General features: G+C 67.5%; 18 protein-coding genes and 1 tRNA gene. 4 read left to right on the top strand and 15 right to left on the bottom strand.

What is annotated here, in order from left to right:
• Window positions 1-123: 123 nt before the first annotated feature.
• The 8 genes from ACYVDN_RS00335 to topA form a co-directional block, all read right to left on the bottom strand.
• Window positions 124-2,400 (bottom strand): D-alanyl-D-alanine carboxypeptidase/D-alanyl-D-alanine-endopeptidase, encoded by a 2,277-nt coding sequence (locus ACYVDN_RS00335; RefSeq protein WP_460567302.1) that lies wholly within the window; start codon window positions 2,398-2,400, stop codon window positions 124-126.
• Window positions 2,401-2,460: 60 nt separating this feature from the next.
• A complete protein-coding gene (locus ACYVDN_RS00330) occupies window positions 2,461-3,450 on the bottom strand; it encodes a Gfo/Idh/MocA family protein (protein WP_460567300.1) in 990 nt (329 codons plus the stop codon).
• Window positions 3,451-3,535: 85 nt separating this feature from the next.
• Window positions 3,536-3,611, bottom strand: a tRNA-Thr gene (locus tag ACYVDN_RS00325).
• Between the two features lie 158 nt (window positions 3,612-3,769).
• Window positions 3,770-4,423, bottom strand: coding sequence for a TetR/AcrR family transcriptional regulator (locus tag ACYVDN_RS00320; RefSeq protein WP_460567298.1), 654 nt, complete (start codon window positions 4,421-4,423; stop codon window positions 3,770-3,772).
• 54 nt (window positions 4,424-4,477) lie between these two features.
• On the bottom strand, window positions 4,478-6,010 hold the full coding sequence (locus ACYVDN_RS00315; RefSeq protein ID WP_460567296.1) for an alpha/beta hydrolase: 1,533 nt from the start codon (window positions 6,008-6,010) through the stop codon (window positions 4,478-4,480).
• On the bottom strand, window positions 6,007-7,197 hold the full coding sequence (locus ACYVDN_RS00310) for a DNA polymerase III subunit delta' (RefSeq protein WP_460567294.1): 1,191 nt from the start codon (window positions 7,195-7,197) through the stop codon (window positions 6,007-6,009). Before ACYVDN_RS00310 ends, ACYVDN_RS00315 begins: the two co-directional genes overlap by 4 nt.
• 9 nt (window positions 7,198-7,206) lie before the next feature.
• Window positions 7,207-7,905 carry a dTMP kinase gene (gene tmk / locus ACYVDN_RS00305; RefSeq protein ID WP_460567292.1) on the bottom strand — a complete coding sequence of 233 codons (699 nt, stop codon included), beginning with the start codon at window positions 7,903-7,905 and terminating at the stop codon, window positions 7,207-7,209.
• Complete coding sequence (topA, locus tag ACYVDN_RS00300) at window positions 7,902-10,958, bottom strand: type I DNA topoisomerase (RefSeq protein WP_460567290.1); 3,057 nt, start codon at window positions 10,956-10,958, stop codon at window positions 7,902-7,904. Before topA ends, tmk begins: the two co-directional genes overlap by 4 nt.
• A 310-nt stretch (window positions 10,959-11,268) precedes the next feature.
• Between topA and ACYVDN_RS00295 the strand changes: the two genes are divergently transcribed.
• A complete protein-coding gene (locus ACYVDN_RS00295) occupies window positions 11,269-11,514 on the top strand; it encodes a hypothetical protein (RefSeq protein WP_460567288.1) in 246 nt (81 codons plus the stop codon).
• Here ACYVDN_RS00295 and ACYVDN_RS00290 read toward each other — a convergent pair.
• The 5 genes from ACYVDN_RS00290 to ACYVDN_RS00270 all read right to left on the bottom strand — a co-directional run bounded on the left by ACYVDN_RS00290 (window position 11,484) and on the right by ACYVDN_RS00270 (window position 14,711).
• Window positions 11,484-11,861 (bottom strand): Rv3654c family TadE-like protein, encoded by a 378-nt coding sequence (locus ACYVDN_RS00290; RefSeq protein WP_460567286.1) that lies wholly within the window; start codon window positions 11,859-11,861, stop codon window positions 11,484-11,486. The genes ACYVDN_RS00295 and ACYVDN_RS00290 overlap by 31 nt on opposite strands.
• On the bottom strand, window positions 11,858-12,199 hold the full coding sequence (locus ACYVDN_RS00285) for a TadE family type IV pilus minor pilin (RefSeq protein WP_460567284.1): 342 nt from the start codon (window positions 12,197-12,199) through the stop codon (window positions 11,858-11,860). Before ACYVDN_RS00285 ends, ACYVDN_RS00290 begins: the two co-directional genes overlap by 4 nt.
• Window positions 12,200-12,236: 37 nt before the next feature.
• Window positions 12,237-12,449 carry a DUF4244 domain-containing protein gene (locus ACYVDN_RS00280; RefSeq protein WP_460567282.1) on the bottom strand — a complete coding sequence of 71 codons (213 nt, stop codon included), beginning with the start codon at window positions 12,447-12,449 and terminating at the stop codon, window positions 12,237-12,239.
• A gap of 103 nt (window positions 12,450-12,552) precedes the next feature.
• On the bottom strand, window positions 12,553-13,596 hold the full coding sequence (locus ACYVDN_RS00275) for a type II secretion system F family protein (RefSeq protein WP_460567280.1): 1,044 nt from the start codon (window positions 13,594-13,596) through the stop codon (window positions 12,553-12,555).
• The gene (locus ACYVDN_RS00270) at window positions 13,593-14,711 is read right to left on the bottom strand and encodes a P-loop NTPase family protein (protein ID WP_460567278.1); all 1,119 of its coding nucleotides are present in this window, start codon (window positions 14,709-14,711) and stop codon (window positions 13,593-13,595) included. The genes ACYVDN_RS00275 and ACYVDN_RS00270 overlap by 4 nt, the downstream gene beginning before the upstream one ends.
• A gap of 673 nt (window positions 14,712-15,384) precedes the next feature.
• Between ACYVDN_RS00270 and acs the strand changes: the two genes are divergently transcribed.
• Window positions 15,385-17,358 (top strand): acetate--CoA ligase, encoded by a 1,974-nt coding sequence (gene acs / locus ACYVDN_RS00265; RefSeq protein ID WP_460567276.1) that lies wholly within the window; start codon window positions 15,385-15,387, stop codon window positions 17,356-17,358.
• 59 nt (window positions 17,359-17,417) lie between these two features.
• On the opposite strand, the gene ACYVDN_RS00260 is transcribed toward acs, so the two are convergent.
• Both ACYVDN_RS00260 and ACYVDN_RS00255 read right to left on the bottom strand, forming a co-directional pair.
• Complete coding sequence (locus ACYVDN_RS00260; RefSeq protein ID WP_460567274.1) at window positions 17,418-17,885, bottom strand: RidA family protein; 468 nt, start codon at window positions 17,883-17,885, stop codon at window positions 17,418-17,420.
• Window positions 17,885-18,043, bottom strand: coding sequence for a DUF4177 domain-containing protein (locus tag ACYVDN_RS00255; protein ID WP_460567272.1), 159 nt, complete (start codon window positions 18,041-18,043; stop codon window positions 17,885-17,887). The genes ACYVDN_RS00260 and ACYVDN_RS00255 overlap by 1 nt, the downstream gene beginning before the upstream one ends.
• Window positions 18,044-18,263: 220 nt before the next feature.
• Here ACYVDN_RS00255 and ACYVDN_RS00250 point away from each other — a divergent pair, with 220 nt between their 5' ends.
• Together ACYVDN_RS00250 and ACYVDN_RS00245 are read left to right on the top strand one after the other, a co-directional pair.
• Complete coding sequence (locus ACYVDN_RS00250; RefSeq protein ID WP_460567270.1) at window positions 18,264-20,969, top strand: transglycosylase domain-containing protein; 2,706 nt, start codon at window positions 18,264-18,266, stop codon at window positions 20,967-20,969.
• 12 nt (window positions 20,970-20,981) lie between these two features.
• The gene (locus tag ACYVDN_RS00245; protein WP_460567268.1) at window positions 20,982-21,983 is read left to right on the top strand and encodes a metallophosphoesterase; all 1,002 of its coding nucleotides are present in this window, start codon (window positions 20,982-20,984) and stop codon (window positions 21,981-21,983) included.
• Window positions 21,984-22,059: the final 76 nt, after the last annotated feature.

Raw genomic sequence — 22,059 nt, 5'->3', positions numbered from 1 at the left:
GTTGAGGAGCACGCCGGAGGCGCGCGTCCATCCGCTGGTTGAGGAGCACGCCGGAGGCGCGCGTGCCCCGCAGGTTGAGGAGCACGCCGGAGGCGCGCGTCTCGAAACCCGCGGCAGATGCCGCTAGTTGTTCGACAGGTTGTTGCCGCAGAGGTAGAACGCGGTGGTCAGGTCGTCGATCGCCGACAACGCGGCATCATCCCCTGGGAAGTTCAGGGCGTAGACCGCGAACGTGAGAGTCGTGCCGTCCTTCGCATGGATGACGCCCGCCAACGTCCGCGCCGTGTTGATCCATCCGGTCTTCGCGTTCACCTGCCCATCGGCCTGTGACGAGAAGGAGCCGTCGAACCGACCGTATCCGGGGCCCAGGGTTCCGGTCTGACCGGCGACGGGCATCCCGTCGTAGATCGCACCCAGGGAGCCCTGTCGGTCGACCACCTTCACGAGGAACCGGGTGAGATACGACGCGGGAACCTTGTTGTCAGCGCTGAGGCCGGAGCCGTCGGCGAAGTAGAGTCCGGTCTCGTCGATGCCGTAGGTCTGGAGCCCCTTGAGCACTCCGGCGTTGATGGCGGCGAAGCTGTTGCCTGCGCCGGTCTTGATCGCGACGAGGCGGGCGAGCTCCTCCATGATCGTGTTGTCCGAGTAGGTCAGCGCCTGTTCGGCGAGCGCCGAGACCGGCTGCGACAGCACCTGGCCGAGCTGCTGTGCTCCGGCCGGTGCGGTGCCCTGGCTCACCGAGATGTTGCCGCCGAGGTCGTTGACGAAGTCCTGCGCGGCGCGGCCGACCGGGTCGGTGCTGCGCGGCGACTCAACGGCGGTCGGGTCTGCCCTGTCACCGTCGACCATAAGCGCGGTCATGTACGGGGTCGAGCCCTCCACGACCCGCTCCTCGTTCTCGTCCCAGCTGGGCAGCCACACGGGACCGCTGAACAGTGAGGTGTCCACGACGACCGACGTGATGGGCTGCCCGCCGTTCGCCGGGTCGGCCGCCCACGCCTGCTTCACCTGCGCGGCGAGGGCATCGAGGTGCGGTGCTCCCGTGTAGAAGGGGTCCTGTCCGGTGGGCAGGCCGGACAGCGTCACGTCGCCGCCGCCGACGATGACGACTTGGCCGGGCTGCGAGCCCTTCACGACGGTGGTCGGCACACGGTAGTCCGGGCCGAGCACGCTGAAGGCGGCCGCGGCGACGAGCATCTTCTGCACGCTCGCTGCGGGCGCGGGGTTCGAGCCGTTGCGGTCGTACAGCACCTCGCCCGTCGAGGCGTTCATGACCTGCGCCTCGAGGGTGCCGAAGCCTGAGTTCGAGGCATAGGAGTCCACTGAGCAGGTGCGGAGCTTGCTCGGCGCGGCTGCTGGAGACGCCGTAGGACGCATGGTCGGCGTCGGGGTCGGTGTGGCCGTCGGCTTCGCGGACGTCGTCGCTGCCGCCAGCGCCTGGGCTTCGGCCGGCGACGCCGAAGCGGCGCCGATGCCGAACGAGATGCCGCTGAGCACGACGACACCAGCGGCGATCGCGGCCACGAGCCAGGCACGCGGGTGCTGCCGGATGAACATCAGGATGCCCGCGAGCGGACCATCCGACCCGCCGCGGCTTCCGCCGCCCGATCCGGACCCGCCAGAACCGCTGCCGCCGGATCCGTTGCCACCAGAGCCCGATCGACCGGCGCCGTTCCCGAAGGCGTCAGCGCCGGAGGCCGAGGTGCCGCTGAGTCCCAGCACCTCGGTCGCGTCAGCTGCTGATGCCGAGCCCCTTGCGGACACGGGCGCCGCATCAGGAAAAGAGTTCGCCGCTGGAATCGGATCGGAAGCCGGGCTCGGTGTCGTAGCCGAAAATGGGCCCGCATCCGAGGCGGTGTCCGCCGCAGGGGCGGGGTCCGTGCGGAAGGCAGCGTCTGCCGCGAAGATCGACGGGGCCACGAAGGCAGACGCTCCGTCCGTGCGTGCCGCATCGGCTCCCACTGCGTCCGATCCCATGGAGTCGAATGCCACTGTCGGCGTGTCGACGACAGGCTCCGCCGGCGTCACCCCGGGGAAGATCGCGGTCGGCGCCGGGTCCGCCTGCGTCGCTGGCACGGGGTCGGGCGTGCTCTCGAACCAGGAGAACGATGTCGGAGTCTCGGTCGGTGTCGTGGCAACCGGGGGCTGCGACGACGGAAGCTCCGCCGGCCACAGCGGGGCCGGTTCGGCCGTCGGCTGAGACGGGATGGTATCGGCGAAGGCCGGCTTCGCCGGCGTGACGGGAGCCGCTGTTGGGGCGGGCGTGTTGCCGTCGGCGACCACGGGATTCTCCTGCGTGGCGTCGCCGAACAGCGCGCTCAGGCCGAGCGCATCGAAGGCCGAATCTGCGTGGTCGTCGTCACGACCGTCACGGCGCGACCGGGGGGAGTCGTCGTGCATTCGGCCGAGTTTACTGAGCGCACCTGTGAAGGAACAGCGCTGCGGGCTCAGACCTCAGCTTCAGGCGCGTCGCTCGTGCGGGTACACCAGTCCGATGCGTTCACGCACGACATCCATGGTCCGCATGATCGACACCGACTCTTCGGGCGGCATGATCTCGCTCGCGATAAGGCCCGCCTCGATCAGCCGCTCAGCCTCGCGAGCCTGGAACTGCGTGCCACGGCCCGTGATGCGGGACTTGTACGCCTCGGTGACCTCACCGTCGCGCATGATGACTCTGAAGCTCGTGGGGGTGTGCCACACGGAATCGATTTCGATGCAGGCATCGGTTCCGAGAATCGTCGCGGTGTTGGTTCCGCGCAGGTCGCTCGCACAGCGGGTGACGGCGAGCCCGCGCTCACCGTAGCCGAAGACCGTGGCGGTGGCGAGGTCCGCACCCGTCGGGCCGAATCGGGCCGACGCCTGCACCGTCTCGGGCTCGCCGAAGAGCATCGACGCGAACGAGATCGGATACACGCCAAGATCGAGCAACGCTCCCCCACCCAGTTCCAGGGCGTTGATGCGGTGGTGCGGGTCGCTCGGGAGCAGCTGATGGTGGTCGGCTGCGAACTCGCGCAGCTGGCCGAGCGTGCCCTCGGCGATGAGCTCGCGGACGCGCCTGACGTGAGGCAGGAACCTGGTCCACATCGCCTCGAGCACGAGCAATCCCCTGCTCGCGGCGAGTTCGACGACGCGACTCGCCTCTGCCGCATTGAGGGTGAAGGGCTTCTCGACGAGCACGTGCTTGCCCGCGTTGAGCGCGAGCTCGGCGTTCGGCGCGTGCTGCGGATGCGGCGTCGCGATATAGACGATGTCCACGTTGTCGTCGGCGACGAGTTCCTGATACGAGCCGTACGCGGTCGGAATGTCGTACTCGTCGGCGAATGCCTCGGCGCGACCGTGGGTGCGCGACCCGACTGCGGCGACGATGTGCCCGTCGTCGACCAGGTCCTTCGTGAACGTGTGGGCGATGCCGCCGGTGCCCAGGATGCCCCATCTGACGTCGCTCATCGTCCCCCGATCGTCGAGCCGATCGCCATCACGGCGACCACGCACGGGGCCTGTCGAAAGGCCCTCTGAGGACCATCATTGCGTTTGGAGCCGCCTAAGGGAATCGAACCCTTGACCTATTCATTACGAGTGAATCGCTCTGCCGACTGAGCTAAGGCGGCGTGACACGGTTGCCCGCGCACACAGCAAGCTAGCTTACCGGATTCGTGGAGCGCATCCGACCACGCTGACGCCGCAGATGTCTCGAGCCACGCGGCCGGCGACTTCAACCGTGCCCTCGACGGTTCTGGGGCAGTGGCTTTGAATCAAAGGTTCCGGATCAGTGGCTCTGAATCAGCGACTCGAGCTCGCTGAACGTGTCGCCGAGGCGCTCACCGAGGGGGCCGCGACCACCGTGCTCCGCCCAGCATGACCACGCGTGCTTGATGGCCGCGAAGGCCAGGAACGCCACGAGCCGCGCACGCGAGTGCAGTCGCTCCGGGTCGTGGCCCAGCATCGGGTCATCCCGAACGAGCCGTTGCTCCGCGATGTCGACGAGCTGCTGCTCGAGCTGGCGCATGCTCGCCATCCGCAGTGTGAAGAGGTGAGGATGCTCGCGCAAGAGTTTGCGACGCATCGTCTCGATGTCGGCGTCTGCCAGGTCGGGTGAGTCGATCACCGACGAGAGGAGCAGATCGCGGATGCCGTCGAGGAGCGACTGGTTCGATCCCGCGTGGACGAACCTCTCCACGGCGGCTTCGGTCGGCGCAGCGGGAACATCGCCGATCACGGCGGCCTCTTTGGTCGGGAAGTAGTTGAAGAACGTACGAGGCGAGACCCCCGCCTCGTGGCTGATCTCCTCTACCGTGACACCGTCGAATCCGCGCTCCAGTGCGAGGGTCAGCACAGCGCGCTGGATGGCGTTGCGTGTCGCGATCCGTTTACGCTCACGCACTCCGCCCTGCACTGTGTCGGCCGGACTCGTGATGGTCACCACTCCAGTATCGCAGTCAGTGCAAAGCGTCGTCTAAGACACCGTCACACGGCGTCAGCACTGCGGATCCTTGGCCGGCACCGTACCGTTCACGAAGAAGCCGTCGACGGCGTCGTTCACGCACGAGTTCGACTTGTTGTACGCGGTGTGTCCGTGTCCGTGGTACGTGATGAGGTGCCCGCTGTCGAGCTGGCTCGCGAGGCTCTTCGCCCACGGATACGGCGTCGCGGGGTCGCCCGTCGTTCCCACGACGAGGATCGGGGGCGCGCCCGCCGCGTGGATCGGCGCCTCGGTTCGCGTCGGCGAGTATGGCCACTGGGCGCATCCGATGTCGCCGTACGACATGTACGGTCCGATCACCGGCGCGGCCTTCACCAGCTCCGCGGCCTGCGCGCGCATGCTCGCGGGGTCGGCGTCGACCGAGTAGTCGAGGCAGTTGATGGCGGTGAACGCCTCCGTCGAGTTGTCGGAATAGGTGCCATCCGAGGACCGGTCGTAGTACGCATCCGCGAGGATGAACGCCACCCGCGCGCTGCCGGCCATCACATCGTCGAACAACTTGTCGAGAGCGCTCCACGCCGTCGAGTCGTACAGCGGGTAGATGATCGCGGTGACCATGGTGTCAGCGCCGAGCTCACGGCCGTCCGAGTTGCGGATCGGACTGGCGTCGAGAGTGGACAGGATCTTGGAGATGGTGCCGAGCGCGTCGTCGACGGAGCCCGAGAACGGGCATCCCTTGCGCGTCAGGCAATCGGTCACGTAGGCGCGCAGTTCTTGCTCGAATCCCTTGGCCTGCCCGAGGTTCACGTCGAAGTTGGTCGACGACGGGTCGAGTGCGCCGTCGAGCACCATGCGTCCGACGTTCTTCGGGTACAGCCCCGCGTACGTCGCACCCAGCAGGGTGCCATACGAGTAGCCGAGGTAGTTGAGCTTGGCGTCGCCGAGCACCGCGCGCATCAGGTCGAGGTCTTTCGCGGCGCTGGTCGTTCCCACTTTGCCGAGCAGGGCGCCGGTGTTCTGCTTGCACGCCGCGGCGAAGCTGGCCGCCTCGCGCGTTGAGGCGGCGATCCACTGATCGGATCCGCGCGTGCCCGGTGTGATGCCGAACAGATAGTCGTCCATCTGCTTCGGGTCATAGCACTTCACAGCGGTCGACAGGCCGACACCGCGCGGGTCGAACCCGACGATGTCGTAGTGCTCCTGGAGGTTCTTGTCGACGGCGTAGTTCAGTGAGTCGCGCACGAAGTCGACACCGGATCCGCCGGGCCCGCCCGGGTTGACCAGGAGCGAGCCGAGCCGCTTGCCCGTCGCGTAATGCCTGATCAGCGCGAGCTTGACGCTTCCGGCACTCGGGTCATCCCAGTTAAGCGGCGCCTTGATGTCTGCGCACTGGAACGACCCGCAGTTGCTCCACTCGATGTGCTGTTCGTAGAACGGCGCAAGCGCCGCCGAGACCTTGTCGGGATGTGGCGTCGACGTCGACGGGAGTCGCGACGTCGAAAAGCATCCGCTCAGCGTCGCACAGAGCACCACGACGATCGCGGCGACCGCACCCGTGCGCCAGTGAGCCAGCCTTCTGGCCGTCATCGAATCTCCCTTTCGGCTCCGTCGAGAACTCTCGGCCGTCGCGCGACGACGAGCATGGCCTCGAGCGCGAGGGCTGGCGCCACGTTGCCGTCGATACGTTCGCGGGCCTCCTGGATGGCATCCATGGTCGCCAGCGTCTTGGCGGCAGAGGATGACCTCGCGGATGCCCTCAGCCGCTCCCCCAGCTCCAGGTTCACCAGCTCGGTGCCCGCCCCGAGCTGCACGACGAGGATGTCCCGGTACAGCGACAGCAGGTCGGTGAGGATGCGATCGATCCCGTCGCGCAGGCTGCGCGTCGCGCGGCGCTTCTGGTCCTCTTCGAGCTGGCGCAGCTGTCCTCTGAGCTGCATGGGAACGGCGCCGCCCTCCTGCACCCCGAGGGACTGCAGGGCGTGCGCCCGCTCCTCCGCGTCGCGCTCCTCGGTGATCGCCTTCGCGTCGGCTCCTGCGATCTCGAGCAACCTTGCCGCTCCAGCGACGACATCGGCCACCGACCGGACCCCGAGGGCGATCTCGAGGGTCTCCTCACGCCTGCTGCGAGCCTCGTCGTTGGTGGCGAGCCGATGCGCCATGCCGATGTGGCTCTGAGCGTGTCGTGCCGCCCGCTCGGCGACGTCGGCCGGAACCCCGTCGCGTCGCTCGATGAGCTCGGCGACGTCGGATACCGAAGGGACTCGCAAGCGCACAGTGCGCACTCGGGACCGAACCGTCGGCAGAAGATCGGCGTCGCTGGGGGCGCACAGAATCCAGACGGTGCGCTCCGGCGGCTCTTCGAGCGCTTTGAGCAGCACGTTCGACGTGCGTTCCGACATGCGGTCGGCGTCTTCGATGACCATCACCCGGTAGTGGCTGACGGATGGCGAGAACTGTGAACTCGAGACCAGCGTGCGCACCTCGTCGATCGAGATGATGACACGCTCGGTGCTCAGCACCGTGAGGTCGGGATGCGTTCGCGCCTGTACCTCGCGCGTCGTGCCCTCGTCACCGTCGGGCCCGTCGGAACTGAGCAGCGCTGCGGCGAACGCGAATGCCAGGTTGGAGCGCCCCGACCCGGGAGGGCCCGTGATCAGCCAGGCATGGGTCATGGCAGAGGATGCCGCCGAGCCTGCCGCGGCACGCAGCGTCTCGATCGCCTCGGGTTGCCCGGTCAGGTCGTCCCATACCGAGGTCGAGGTCTGCGTTGGCATGCTTCGACGCTACAGGGAGCCGCTGTCAACGGCGTGTGCCGCTGCTGGGCTTGCGATGAGCGCGTCGACGTGGGCTGCGATCCGTGCTGCGAGCGCCTCGACGGGCTCGCTGCCGTCTACGACGAAGAACCGTTCCTTCTCCACCTCGGCCAGGGCGAGGAACGCCGTTCGCACCCTGGCGTGGAACTCTGCGCCCTGCGCCTCCAGCCGGTCGAAGCGCTTGTTCGCGGCGTCGAGTCGCCCCCTGGCATCCGCCTCGTCGATGTCGAGGAGCACTGTCAGGTCGGGCAGCAGGTTCTGCGTCGCCCACAGCGACAGCTCGCGCACCTCGACGGGATCGAGCTCACGCCCGACGCCCTGATAGGCGACCGACGAGTCGAGGTAGCGGTCCTGCACGACGATCGTCCCGGCTTCCAGCGCGGGTCGGACCACCGTCGCGATGTGATGTGCGCGGTCCGCCGCGTACAGGAGCGCCTCGGCGCGGGGAACGATGTCACCGCGATGGTGCAGGACGAGCTCGCGGATTTCGTGACCGACCTCCGTGCCCCCCGGTTCCCTGGTGTGCAGGGCGGCCCGGCCCGACTCGACGAGGTGCTCGTACAACAGGGATGCCTGCGTGGACTTGCCAGAGCCGTCACCGCCCTCGAACGTGATGAACAGACCGCGACCGGTGGTACTGCTGCCCGCCTCTGCGGTCGCGTCGGTCACGAGTCGGCGCCGGTCGATCCGGCGGTCTTCCGGGCGGTCGTCGTGCGTCTTGTCGCCGTCGTGGACTTCGTCGCCGCCGACGAGGTCGTCTTCGCCGTGGTGGACTTCGCAGTCGCCGACGTCGCAGGCGTCGACTTCGCCGCCGTGGACCGCGCGGTCGACTTGGCAGCCGTGGACCTCGTGCCCGTGGCCTTGGCCGCGGAGGTCTTGGTCGCAGCCGTCTTGGTCGCGGTCGTCTTGGTCGCAGCCGTCTTTGTCGCGGTCGACTTCGCAGCAGTCGTCTTGGCCGCGGTCGTCTTGGCCGCGGCCTTGGTCGCCGCGGTCCGCCGTCCACCGGTGGCGCGCTTGGCCGGGCCTTTTGCACGCTTGTCGGCGAGCAGCTGCACTGCGCGCTCGAAGTCGATCTCCTCGACGGAGTCGCCACGCGGAATCGTCGCGTTCGTCTCGCCGTCGGTCACGTATGGGCCGAAACGACCGTCCTTCACCCGGATCGGCTTGCCACTGACGGGGTCGGCCTCGAACTCCTTCAACGCGCTGGAGGCGCGGCGTGCACCGTACTTGGGCTGAGCGAAGAGTTCGAGCGCTCCAGCGAGGTCGATATCGAAGATCGCGTCCTCGCCGGTCAGCGACCTGGTGTCGGCACCCTTCTTGAGGTAAGCGCCGTACCGGCCGTTCTGGGCCAGGATCGGCTCGCCGCTCTCCGGATCCTCTCCGACGGTGCGAGGAAGGCCGAGCAGCTTCAGCGCGGTGTCGAGATCGATGGTGGCCGGATCCATGCTCTTGAAGAGGGATGCCGTTCGAGGCTTCTCGACGGCCTTGGAGGTCTTGGCTTTCGTGGCCTTCTTCTTCGCCGGCACGACCTCGCCGGTCTCGAGGTCGACGACCTCGTCGACGGCATCCGTGATGTCGATGGCAGCACCGACCGGAGCGAGTTCGGCTTCGAGCTCGGTGACGTACGGCCCGAACCGGCCGTCTTTCACGACGACCAGCTTTCCGTTGTCGGGGTTGACGCCGAGCTCACGGTCGGACTGCACGGGTGCTTCGATGAGCTCCCGCGCCTTGGTCACGGTGAGCTCGTCGGGCGCGAGCTCCTGCGGGATGTTCACGCGACGCGGAGTCGCATCGGCTGCCGCGTCGGGGTCGATCACCTCGAGGTACGGGCCGTACCGACCGATGCGCAGCGTGATGTCGTCGGCGATGCGCACGGAGTTGATCTCTCTGGCATCGATCTCACCGAGGTTGTCGACAACGGTACGCAGCCCGCGGTGGCTGTCGCTGCCGAAGTAGAAGCCCTTCAGCCAGGTGGCGCGCGTCTCCTCGCCGTCGGCGATGCGGTCGAGGTCGTCTTCGAGCTCCGCTGTGAAGTCGTACTCGACGAGGTCGCCGAAGTGGTCTTCGAGCAGTCGGACGACGGCGAAGGCGATCCAGTTCGGAACGAGGGCCTGACCCTGCGCCGACACGTATCCGCGGTCGACGATGGTGGAGATGATCGCCGCGTAGGTCGATGGGCGTCCGACCCCGAGCTCCTCGAGCCGCTTCACCAGGCTCGCCTCGGTGTAACGCGGCGGAGGCGTGGTCTCGTGCCCCTTCGCCTCGACGTCACCGACGACGAGGGTCTGGCCTTCCTTCAGCGGCGGCAGCTTCGCGTCGGTTGCCGCAGCATCCGCGTTGCGCTCCTCATCGCGTCCTTCTTCATAGGCCTGCAGGAACCCGCGGAACGTGATGACGGTGCCGCTCGCGGTGAACTCGGCGATCGTGCCGTCGAGAGCACCCTCGTGCACGGTCGCCTCGATCGTGACGGACGCCGTCTGGCCCTTGGCGTCGGCCATCTGCGACGCGACGGTGCGCTTCCAGATCAGCTCGTACAGCCGAAGGTCGTTGCCGCGCAGTGTGGACGCCATGGCCGCCGGTGTACGCCAGTCCTCGCCCGCTGGGCGAATCGCTTCGTGGGCCTCCTGGGCGTTCTTGCTCTTGCCCGTGTACACGCGAGGCTTGTCGGGAAGCGAGTCGGCGCCATAGAGAGCTGTCGCCTGAGCTCGTGCGGCATTGATCGCCTGAGTGGAGAGCGACGGCGAGTCGGTGCGCATGTAGGTGATGTGCCCGTTCTCGTACAGCGACTGGGCAACGCTCATGGTCTGCCTGGCCGTGAAGCGAAGCTTACGAGCCGCCTCCTGCTGCAAGGTCGACGTGGTGAAGGGCGCTGCCGGCCGACGCGAGTACGGCTTGGTCTCGAGCTTCGAGACGGCAATGGCCGTCGTCGGCGCGGTGACGGCATCGGCGAGCGCACGCGCCGACGTCTCATCGAAGACGGTGGCCTGGCCGGTGAGTCGTCCGCGGTCGTCGAAGTCGCGCCCCGACGCAACGCGTTCGCCGTTCACCCGTGCCAGCCGCGACTCGAACGTCGACTCGTCGGCGGCAGGTGCGAACTGGGCGATCAGGTCCCAATACGACGCGGCGACGAACGCCATGCGCTCCCGCTCACGATCGACGATCAGCCTCGTTGCGGGCGACTGCACGCGACCCGCCGAAAGCCCTTGGCGCACCTTGCGCCACAGCACGGGCGACACCTCGTAGCCGTAGAGACGATCGAGGATCCGCCTGGTCTCCTGAGCATCCACCAGCGCCATGTCGAGGTCGCGGGTGTTCTCACGCGCTTTCTCGATGGCTTCCTTGGTGATCTCGTGAAACACCATGCGCTTGACGGGGACCTTCGGCTTGAGCTCTTCGAGAAGGTGCCACGCGATGGCCTCACCCTCGCGGTCTTCATCAGTGGCGAGCAGGAGCTCGTCGGCACCCTTGAGTGCCCGCTTCAGGTTCGCAACGGTCTTTCGGGCTCGATCGGACACCACGTAATAGGGCTCGAAGTCGTTGTCGATGTCGACGCCGAACTGGCCGAAGGCGCCACGCTTCTTCTCGGCCGGAATGTCCTTCGGCTCGATGAGGTCGCGGATGTGGCCGACCGAGGCCTCCACCGTGTAGCCGTCGCCCAAGTACTTCTTGATCGAAGTGACCTTGGTCGGCGACTCGACGATGACCAGCTTGTTTCCTGGCACCTTTCTCCCTATTCCTCTGCTGAGTCCTGTTGTTCCCGTGCTGAATGCTGTCGGACCTGCGATGCAGGTCGGTTGAGGTCGACTGGCGCTTCAGACCGAATGCGGCGTCGTCGCACCTGCCGATCGCCCCCGCTTTCGCCCCTGATGTGGGCCTGCCGCTCGCTCTTCAGCTGAGCAGCGCCGCTCATCAGGCACACCATACACACGTTCTCCGCTCGACTGCCTAATCATGGATCGCGCCTCGCGGCAATCACGGATTCCACCTCGCACCTGGGGTTGACCCCCGCACCAGCGAGGGGACAATGGCGATATGGGTACATCATCTGGCGGCGCTTACACCGCGAAGCTGACCGACGGCCCGCTCGAGGGAAAGACCGTCACCACAGATTTCCTCGATTCCGGAGAGCCGCAGCCGAGGCTCGAGATCCCCGCCGGCGGCGGCCAGAAGCGATACGTGTACACGCGGTCGGGAGGTCTCGAGTACGCGTCGGACTCCGGCGCGTCGGATCGCCCCTCGGCCGTGGACTACCGATTCATCGAGGCGGTCTTCGACTGATCTCTTGAGGGTCCGGCCCGCGCCCAGACCGTGATCGGCACACCGGCGACCGTAGCGCCTGCGCTCACGACGACGACGAGGCCGTCGACCTGACATGACAGTAGGGATGCTCCGTTGAGTCCTGCTGCCCTTCCTGCACGGTCGCATGGATATCCCTCGACGCGCCCGCTCGCGGCATCCGCCGCAGCCAGTGCCGCGGCATCGGCGGCGGCCGAGACGTGTTGCTTCGTCGCGAGAAGCCCGCACACGCCGACTGCTGCGACGCTGACAGCTAACAGGGCTGCGAGCAGACCGATCACAGCTACGCTTGCCGAGCCTCTCTCGCCCGCGAGCGCCCCCCTGCTCATCCGTCGACTCCCCCGCTCGCGCCCGTCTCGTCATCACCAAGGGCGCATCCCTTTCCGCTCACGCTCAACCCGGTCAACGCCGCCGGGCCGGCTGCCTGCTGGCTCGCGGTGACGCAGACGTAGTCGCCCGCGCGATCGACAGCGACCGAAGCGCTGCCCACCGCCCCGCGCACGTTCGCATCGGCCGTACTCACCCCGTCGCCGCGAGCGATGGCTCTCGCGCCGTCGGCCGCGGCATCCGTGAGCCTGGACTGCTGTACGACCACCTGCACCGCTCCGAGGCAGAAGGCGAGCACCAGCAAAAGGGCGGGCACGACGGCGGCGAACTCCGCGGTCACGCTGCCCGCCTCGCTCCGGATGACGTTGGCGCGCATCTCAGCCCGCCACCGTCAGTGCGCGCCTGATGAGGTCGGTGAGGATGCCCCGCACCTCGTCTCCGCGCAGGATCAGCACCAGCAGCCCTGCGAACCCGACTGCCGCCATCGTGGCGACGGCGTACTCGGCAGTCGCCGACCCGCTGTCATCCTTCCAAGCGCGTCGCAGTAGGGATACCGCCCTCTCCGCAGCGGTCAATCGCGATGTGGACATGTGCTTCTCCTTTGTCGTGGATGCTCTGGTGGCTCGAACTGACTCGAGCCTGCTCGTCGCGCGGCGGTCACGGGATCGCGTTGGACGTTTCGGTGCGCAGCCATCAGAGGCCTCCGAGTGTGGACGACAGGATGGACATCACGAGCGGGGCGACCGAGAGCAACATGAACGCTGGCAGCACGCACACCGCCAGCGGTGCCATCAGTCGCACGGCGAGCGAGGCCGAGGCCTCTTGGGCGCTGCTGCGTGCGTCGCGTCTGAGCTGCTCCGCCTCGGCGCGTAACAGCTCGACGGCGCCGACTCCGGCCCGCTCGGCGAGGGTGAGCACCGGGCGCACCGCGTCATCCGACGGCGGATCCAGCCCGAAGTCGACGCACGCGTCTGTCGCTCGGGTCACGGCTGCCGGCACGGAGCCACCGCCGCCCATTGCCATGGCGACGAGCTCGAGCGCCAGGCCGGGCATGCTCTCGCGAGGCGTGGCGCGCCTCACGAGGGCACGATTCCAGAGGTGGGCGAGCAGCATGAGAACGACGCCGACGATGAGACACCCGATGCCGGCCGCCGTAGCGAAGAGGATGTGCAGCGTGTCGAACCCGAGTCCCGCGCCGAAGAGCAGCCCGACGACGGGGAGCGCGATGACCGTGCGCGCCGTCGCCCCGGGACCTGCGAGCGCCACGGCACGATCACGTTGGGTCTGACCCACATCGCGGAGGGCTCCCGCGAGCACGCGAAGAGCCTCCGCCATCGGAGTTCCCGACTCGGTGGCGACCCGGAGCGCGGCGGCCAGTCCGGACCACGCGCTCCGCACGGCGGACTGGTCGTCCCGACGGGATCTCGCACGGTCGCCGGCGGGGCGATCCACGGACGACGAGATCGACCTCGCCACGTCTCCGCCGCGCGACGCCGTGACGGCGGCCGCGGCGATGATCTCCCTAGTCGTCACCACGGCACCGGTCCCGACGGTGCGACCATCGTCACGACGCTTGGCGGTCGCCTCTGAGGCGGCCGACTCGGAGAGGAACTGCCACGCCGCAGTCGGCGACACACCGGCCGCAAGCAGTACAGCAAGGCGCTGTGCGACATCCGCTACGGACTCGACCGGAGGGCGCTTCCTTCGTCGCCTGAGGCCGTCCGGCTGTCCACTCACGGATCGACCTCGCGCACGATCAGTCGTCCAACGGGGTCGCACGCCAGGGTCGCGCATCCCGAGACGGTGCGCACGCCTCGCTCGCGTTGCAGATGAACGACGAGATCGAAGGCGCTCACGGCCTGGCGTGCGAGAGCCGAGGCGTCCATCCCTGCGAGCGCACCGAGGGCTTCGAGCCGGGCAGGAACGTCGTTCATCGAATTGGCGTGCAGCGTTCCGGCACCGCCGTCGTGGCCCGTGTTGAGCGCGGACATGAGCTCTCGAACCTCCGCACCCCGGCACTCACCGACCACCAGGCGGTCGGGTCGCATGCGCAGAGCTTCCCGCACGAGCCGATCTAGCCCGATTCCGCCCGCGCCCTCGAGGTTGGCCTGTCTCGCCTCGAGGGCGACGACGTGCGGATGCCGCACGTGAAGTTCGGCCACATCCTCGATGCAGACGATGCGCTCATGTTCGGGAGCCGTGGCGAGCAGCGCGGACAGCAGGGTGGTCTTGCCCGTCCCGCCCGCGCCAGTGATGAGCAGGTTGGCGCGGTCGAGCACTGCCCGCTCGATGCGAGGTCGGTGCGGTCCCAGCATGCCTGCGGCGTCCAACTGCTCGAGCGTGAACCTGACCTGGCGCGGCACTCGGATCGAGACCAGTGTGCCTGTCGTGGAGACCGGGGGAAGCACCACGTGAATGCGGATGCCCCCAGCAAGCCGCACGTCGACGCATGGGTTCGCCTCGTCGACGTGCCGTCCTCCGAGCGCCACAAGCCGAACGGCGAGCGCGCGCAGCGACCGTTCGTCGCACGACCACGACGGATGGCGAACCGCGCCGGAACCCGCATCGACCCAGAGGCCCGCCTGGCCGTTCACGAAGACATCGGTGACGCCGTCGCCCGCCACGAAGGGGGCAAGCGGTCCGAATGCGGTCCAGTCCGGCCCTCCGACGCCCCCCGTCCTGCTCGGGTCGTCGGTGGATGACCCGCCGTCCCCTGCTGAGGGAATCGTGTGCATCTGGCGCACACCTACGGGCGGCCCCGCGTCGTCGCTCAGCGGTGCGGCGTCCCCGGCATCCTCGGGCGCGGGCACGAACGGCACAGGAGCGGGGCGGGTGCTGGAGGAGGCCGGCATGCGGCGACGCTATGTTCCGGGGTGGCGTGTCGGGGGCGCCGTCGGCCGATGCGTGGAGTACCTACGACCGTGCCCAGTTGGGGAGGACAAGTCGTCCTTACGCCAGCAGCCTCCTACGCTGTCCGCCGCTCAGCATCCGCCCTCTCGCCACCGTCTCAGAAACAGCAGATGTCGCCTAGAACAGCAGACATCCTGCTGTTGTCGGCGCGAGAGCGCGACCACTGCTGTTTTCGCGCCGCGCTGGCCGGGGAGGCCGGATGGCCGAGTTGCCGAGCCGGCCGGATGGCCGAGCTGCCGAGCTGCCGAGCCGGCCGGATAGCCGAGCTGCTGAGGCGGCCAGATAGCCGAGCTGCTGAGGCGCCCAGATGGTGGCGACAGAGGCGCCAGTTAAAGCAAGGGGCGGCACCTATTGGGGGGAACAGGTGCCGCCTCAGCGACGAGGGATTGGGGGGAACCGCGCTCGCCGCACGCCAGAATTATCATTCGGCCGATCGATAGTGTACGCCATTAGGGGGGTTGCGCAAGAGGGTTTTTTCACACCGCGGTTAAAGGTCTGAACGACAGGTGTGCGTCTCGTGTGACGCTGGCCGTCGCACGGGCGGGCGGCCAACCGGTATCGTCGGATGCGTTGTGCCAGCCGCCCCTTGACACACCTCGCGAAGGAGCGAATTCCATGTCTTCAGACACGATCGACAACCTGTTGCACGAGTCGCGCCGTTTCGCGCCCGACCCGGAGTTCGTCGCGAACGCCGTCGCCGACGCCGAGCTCTACGAGGAGGCCGCGAAGGATCGGCTCGCGTTCTGGGCGAACCAGTCTCGCGAGCTGCTGCACTGGCACAAGCCGTTCACCCGCACGCTCGACTGGTCGAACCCGCCCTTCGCGAAGTGGTTCGACGACGGCGAGCTGAACGTCGCATACAACTGCCTCGACCGCCATGTGCTCGCGGGCAACGGCGACCGGGTTGCGATCCACTGGGAGGGTGAGCCCGGTGACACCCGCACCATCACCTACGCCGAGCTGACAGCGGACGTCAAGCGCGCCGCGAACCTGCTCACCAGCCTCGGCGTGCGCGAGGGCGACCGTGTGGCCGTCTACATGCCGATGATCCCCGAGGCCGTCGTGGCGATGCTCGCGATCGCGCGCATCGGCGCCATCCACTCCGTCGTCTTCGGCGGCTTCAGCGCAGAGAGCCTGCGCCAGCGCATCGACGACGCCAACGCGAAGCTGGTCATCACGGCAGACGGCGGCTACCGCAAGGGATCGGTCTTCCCGCTCAAGAACGCGGTGGATGCCGCGCTCGCCGACGGCGGCACGAACGTCGAGAGGGTGCTCGTCGTGCGCCGCGGCGGCAACGACGTCGAGTGGGTCGACGGCCGTGACCTGTGGTGGCACGAGGAGATGCCGCTGGTGGATGCCGACCACGAGGCGAAGCCGTTCGCAGCAGAGCACCCGCTGTACATCCTCTACACGAGCGGCACGACCGGTAAGCCGAAGGGCATCGTGCACACCTCGGGCGGATACCTCACCCAGTCCGCCTACACGCACAAGAACGTCTTCGACCTGCACCCCGAGACCGATGTCTACTGGTGCTCGGCCGACATCGGCTGGGTCACCGGACACACCTACGTGGTCTACGGCCCGCTCGCCAACGGTGCTACCCAGGTGCTCTACGAAGGCACCCCTGAGTTCCCGAAGCCCGGACGCTGGTGGGAGCTCATCGAGAAGTACAAGGTCAGCATCTTCTACACGGCTCCGACGGCCATCCGCTCGTTCATGAAGCAGGGCAGGCAGATTCCGCAGCAGTACGACCTGTCGTCGCTGCGCGTGCTCGGTTCGGTCGGCGAGCCCATCAACCCCGAGGCGTGGATCTGGTACCGCGAGGTCATCGGAAGCGACCGCACGCCTGTGGTCGACACGTGGTGGCAGACCGAGACCGGAAGCATCATGGTCTCGGCGCTGCCGGGCGTCACAACCCTCAAGCCGGGCAGCGCGCAGGTGCCGCTTCCGGGCATCTCGGTGGATGTCGTCACGGACTCCGGCGTGCCGGTCGGCGCCGACCAGGGTGGCCTGCTCGTCATCACCGAGCCGTGGCCGTCGATGCTGCGCGGCATCTGGGGCGACCCTGAGCGCTACAAGGAGACCTACTGGGCCAAGTTCGGCGACGTCTACTTCGCCGGCGACGGCGCACGTCGTGACATGGACGGCGAGATCTGGCTGATGGGCCGCGTCGACGACGTGATGAACGTGTCTGGGCACCGGTTGTCGACGGCGGAGATCGAGTCTGCGCTCGTCGCGCACCCCTTCGTCGCCGAATCGGCCGTCGTCGGCGCCTCAGACGAGACGACAGGGCAGGCCGTCGTGGCGTTCGTCATCATCAAGGGCAACCAGCGCGAGGCCGCGGCGGCCGTGGATGTCAACGCCGAGCTTCGCACGCACGTCTCGCAGCAGATCGGTGCGATCGCCCGTCCGCGCGACATCTACGTCGTCGAGGAGCTGCCGAAGACCCGCAGCGGCAAGATCATGCGCCGCCTGCTCCGGGATGTCGCGGAAGGGCGCCCCGTCGGCGACACGACGACACTCGCGGACACCACGGTGATGTCGATCATCACCGAGAAGCTCACGGGCTCGGCACCCTCCGAGGACTGAGTTGACCGCTGGTCGAGTAGCGCGCCGCAGGAACCCGCTACTCGACCTGCGGACTGTCGCTACTCGAACGCGACTATCAGCTCCACCTCGACGGGGGCATCCAGCGGCAGCACGGAGACCCCGACTGCCGACCTGGCGTGCTTGCCCGCGTCGCCGAAGACCTCGCCCAGCAACAGCGATGCTCCGTTGACGACACCCGGCTGCCCGGTGAACGACGGGTCGGATGCCACGAATCCGGTGACCTTGACGATCCGGGTCACCCGGTCGAGCGATCCGAGAACCGACTTCACGGCGGCCAGGGCGTTCAGCGTCGCCACGCGGGCGAGCTGCTGTGCGTCATCAGCAGGGACGAGCCCGTGGCCGTCGCCGACCTTGCCTGTGGCGGGCAGCGCACCGGAGACCATCGGCAGCTGACCGGCGGTGTATACGAGCGAGCCGTTCACAAGGGCGGGCACGTAGGCCGCGACGGGCGGCACCACATCCGGCAGGTCGATGCCGAGCTCCGCGAGCCGTGCCTCTGCGCCCATCAGTCGTCCTCCACCGGACGCTTGAGGTAGGCCACCAGCCCACCCTCCGGACCGGTGACGACCTGCACCAGCTCCCAGCCCTCGGAGCCCCAGTTGTTCAAGATCGCCGCCGTGTTATGCACGATCAGCGGCGTGGTCAGGTATTCCCAGCGACGCATCTGTTCCTCTTCTCTTGTGTCATCCTCGACGCCCTGCTGCGGGCCGCAGCGCTCGCACGACCGGTTGTCAGCACCCCGTGAGACGCATCCCCAATCCCATCACGGATGCTCCGCCGAGCCCACGTATCTTGTCGTCCCCAGGCGGCCACTGGCCGTGACTGTGTCGAAAGTGGGTACCGGCATGCGGGTTTTGCCAGGTTAGGCCGATAGCCTGGCCCGCATGTCTGCCCGAAAACCCACGGCTAGAGGTGCGCTCGGCGCCCTCGGCGCGTTCATTGGTATGAGCGTCGTCGCCGGCCTTCTTGTGACAGCAGCGGTGACCCCGGCGATCGCCGTCACCGGAATGGCCGCGAACGACAGCATCGGCGCGTTCGACGGCCTCCCCGAGTACTTGCAGATCGAAGCGCTCCCCCAGAACTCCACCATCTACGCCACCAAGGGCGGCAAAGAGGTCGCGATTGCGACCTTCTACTCGCAGAACCGCGTCGAGGTCGGCTGGGATGACATCGCTCAGGTGATGAAGGACGCGACGGTCGCCACGGAAGACCCGCGCTTCTACGAGCACGGCGGCATCGACCTCCAGGGCACAGCGAAGGCCATCGTGCTGACGGGCATCCTGCACAAGACCACTGCTGGTGGGTCATCCATCACGCAGCAGTACGTGAAGAACGTCAAGGTTCAGAAGTGCGAGAAGCTGAACATCGTCGTTCCGGCGCCGACGCTCAAGGGCGGCGGCACGCCGACCGCGGATCAGCAGAAGCAGCTCGACGCCCTGCAGAAGAAGCAGCAGGACGCGCAAGACAAGAAGTACGAGAACTGCTACCTCGACGCGACAGCTCCGTCGATCTCCCGCAAGGTCGAGGAGATGAAGCAGTCGATCGGTCTTGAGAAGAAGTACTCCAAGAACGACATCCTCAAGGGCTACCTGAACATCGCCGGATTCGGCGGCACGGTCTACGGCGTGCAGTCGGCTGCCCAGTACTACTTCGGCGCCTCGGCCAAGACCCTCACGCTGCCGCAGGCGGCGACGCTGGTGGCCATTCTGAACAACCCGGCCAACCTGCGCATCGACCAGGACAAGGCCACCAACAAGGCGAACAACGCCTCCAACGGATTCGCGCGGACCCTTGCTCGTCGCGACTACGTTCTGCGCAGCATGCTGAAGGATCACAAGATCACGAAGGCGCAGTACGACGCGGCGGTCAAGACGAAGATCACGCCCAAGATCACACCGCAGCCCAACGGCTGTGAGACCGCGGCCCAGTACCAGGCCGCGTACTACTGCGACTGGGTGCAGCACCTCATTCAAGACGACACCGGCCTGGCGAAGACCGCCGATGCGCGGGATGCCCTGCTTCGCGCCGGCGGACTGAAGATCTACACGCCGCTGAACCTCGACTTGCAGGCGGTCGCCCAGAACTCGTTGAGCTCTGTGGTGCCGGCGTCGATGCCCGGCGTGGCGTTGGGCGGATCGAACGTCTCCGTCGAGTTGAACACCGGTCGCGTCGTGACGATGGTGCAGAACACCAATTACACGGCGACCTCGTCGACCGACCCCAACTCCACCGGGATCAACTACAACACCGACTACAACGACGGTGGCTCGGGTGGATTCCAGACCGGATCGACGTACAAGGCCTTCACGCTGCTCGACTGGCTCAAGGAGGGCCACTCGATCAACGACTACGTCAACGCGCCGACGGGGACGACCACGTTCCCGGCCAGCCGATGGCACACCACCTGCCCCGATGCTGCGCCGACCGCGACTTGGACCGTCGGCAACGACACCGCGGGCGAGGGCGGCAACATGAGCGTCTCCACGGCGACTGCGGAGTCGGTGAACACCGCCTTCGCGGTGATGGGCACCAGGCTCGACCTGTGCGGCATCCGCCAGACGGCGCTCGACATGGGCATTCACCCTGCGCTCCCCTTCACCTGGGATGAGAACGGCAACCAGGTTCCGAACACCCTGCAGGGCAGCCCGGCCACGATCCTCGGAACCAATGACATCTCCCCGCTGACGTTGGCCACCGCCTACGCGGGCATTGCCAATGGCGGCAAGTGGTGCACCCCTGTCGGCATCGACAAGATCGTCGACCCCAGCGGCAAGGCGCTGCCCGTGACGCCCACCAAGTGCACGCAGGGCGTGGACCCGAACGTGGCGGCCGGCGCGATCCGCGCGCTGCAGGGCGTGCTCACAGGCGGAACGGGAACGATCGCCAATCCTTATGACGGCGTTCCCATCATGGGCAAGACGGGTACGACCGACAACGCGGCGCAGAACTGGTTCGTCTCGTCGACCACGAAGGTGGCGCAGGCCACCTGGGTCGGTCAGACCATGCAGACCAACCAGGCCTGGGTGAACTTCGGCGACCTCTACCTCAACGGCATCTACGGACGTGACGCCAAGCTCTACGTGGCCAAGCCGATCATCGCGGCGCTCAACGCCGCGTACGGCGGCGCCGCCTTCCCGCAGCCGACCGGTTCGGTTCTGCAGGCGAAGCAGATCACGGTTCCCGACGTGGGCGGCAAGTCCGCCGCCGACGCCCAGACCACGCTGGAGAACCTCGGCCTGCAGTACCAGGACGGCGGACCCGTCGATTCACCGCAGCCGGCCGGCACGGTAGCAGGCACCAACCCGCCTGCCGGATCGACCACGGGCATCGGCACTCCGGTGACGGTGTACATCTCGAAGGGCAACATGACCGCGATACCCGACGTGACGGGTAAGTCAGTCGCGGACGCGATCGCCACTCTCAAGGCCGCGGGATTCGATCCACAGGCCAGCGGCAACGACGGCACCGTCACCGGCACCGACCCGGCTGCCGGCACGGCGGCCTTGCCAGGCGCGAAGGTGCAGATTCAGGTGAAGAGCACCGGTGGCAAGGGCAACAGCAACAACACCAAGACCGGCAACGGCGGTTGAGAGGCATGACTGATGTCACGGCGTCGTAGCGCGAGTGCGATCGGAACGGTCGCACTCGCGCTCGGCGCGGCATCCGCCGGAGCCTTGCTATGGGCATCCCTCGTCGAACGACGGTGGTACGCCCTGCGCAGGGTGAGCGCCCCGGTATTGCCTGCAGGTGCGAAGCCCATCCGTGTGCTTCATCTCAGCGACCTGCACATGGCTCCCTGGCAGCGTGACAAGCAGGAGTGGATCCGCTCGCTCGCTGCGTTCGCGCCCGACCTGATCGTCGACACCGGAGACAATCTGGGGCACGAACGTGGCTTCGAGGGCATCCGATACGCGCTCGAGCCGTTCACAGGCGTTCCCGGTGTGTTCGTGAACGGGTCGAACGACTACTACGGGCCCATCCCGAAGAACCCGCTGAAGTACTTCGGCGGACCGTCGACGATGCATGTGAAGCCGTCGAACCTCGACACCGCGCAGCTCACGGGGTTCTTCCGCGACGAGCTCGGCTGGCTCGACCTCAACAACGCCGTCGGCGAAGCCACGGTGCGCGGCACCCGGCTCGAATTCTTCGGAGTGGATGACCCGCATCGCGGCTTCGACCGCCTCGCCGTCGTCACGGGCGCGCTCGACGAGCTGCGGGCATCCGAGGTCACGGACGGCATCTGGCCGGAGACCGGTTCCACCGGCGACGCGCCGGCGCCCTCCGTCTCCATCGGCGTCACGCACGCTCCGTATCGACGCATCCTCGACTCGTTCGTCACCAACGGCGCCAGCATGATCTTCGCCGGCCACACCCACGGCGGCCAGGTCTGCGTTCCGGGCTTCGGCGCGCTGGTGACGAACTGCGACATCCCTCGCACCCAGGTCAAGGGCCTGAGCACCTGGACGCACGCTCTGCGCGCTGCGTACCTGAACGTGTCTGCCGGGCTAGGAACGTCGATCTACTCGCCGGTACGGTTCGCGTGCCGGCCCGAGGCAACACTGCTCACGCTGGTGCCACGCGTTCCCGCCCGCGACGAGCGCTGACAGACACCGAGGGACCACGACGTCCTGGCGGTGATCCGACAGCGTGTGATCGGCCGGACAGCGCATTCTGAACTCG

The sequence above is a fragment of the Humibacter soli genome, assembly GCF_054779035.1.
The sequence above is the reverse complement of the archived record's forward strand: the minus strand, read 5'-3'. Positions and strand labels throughout refer to the sequence as shown.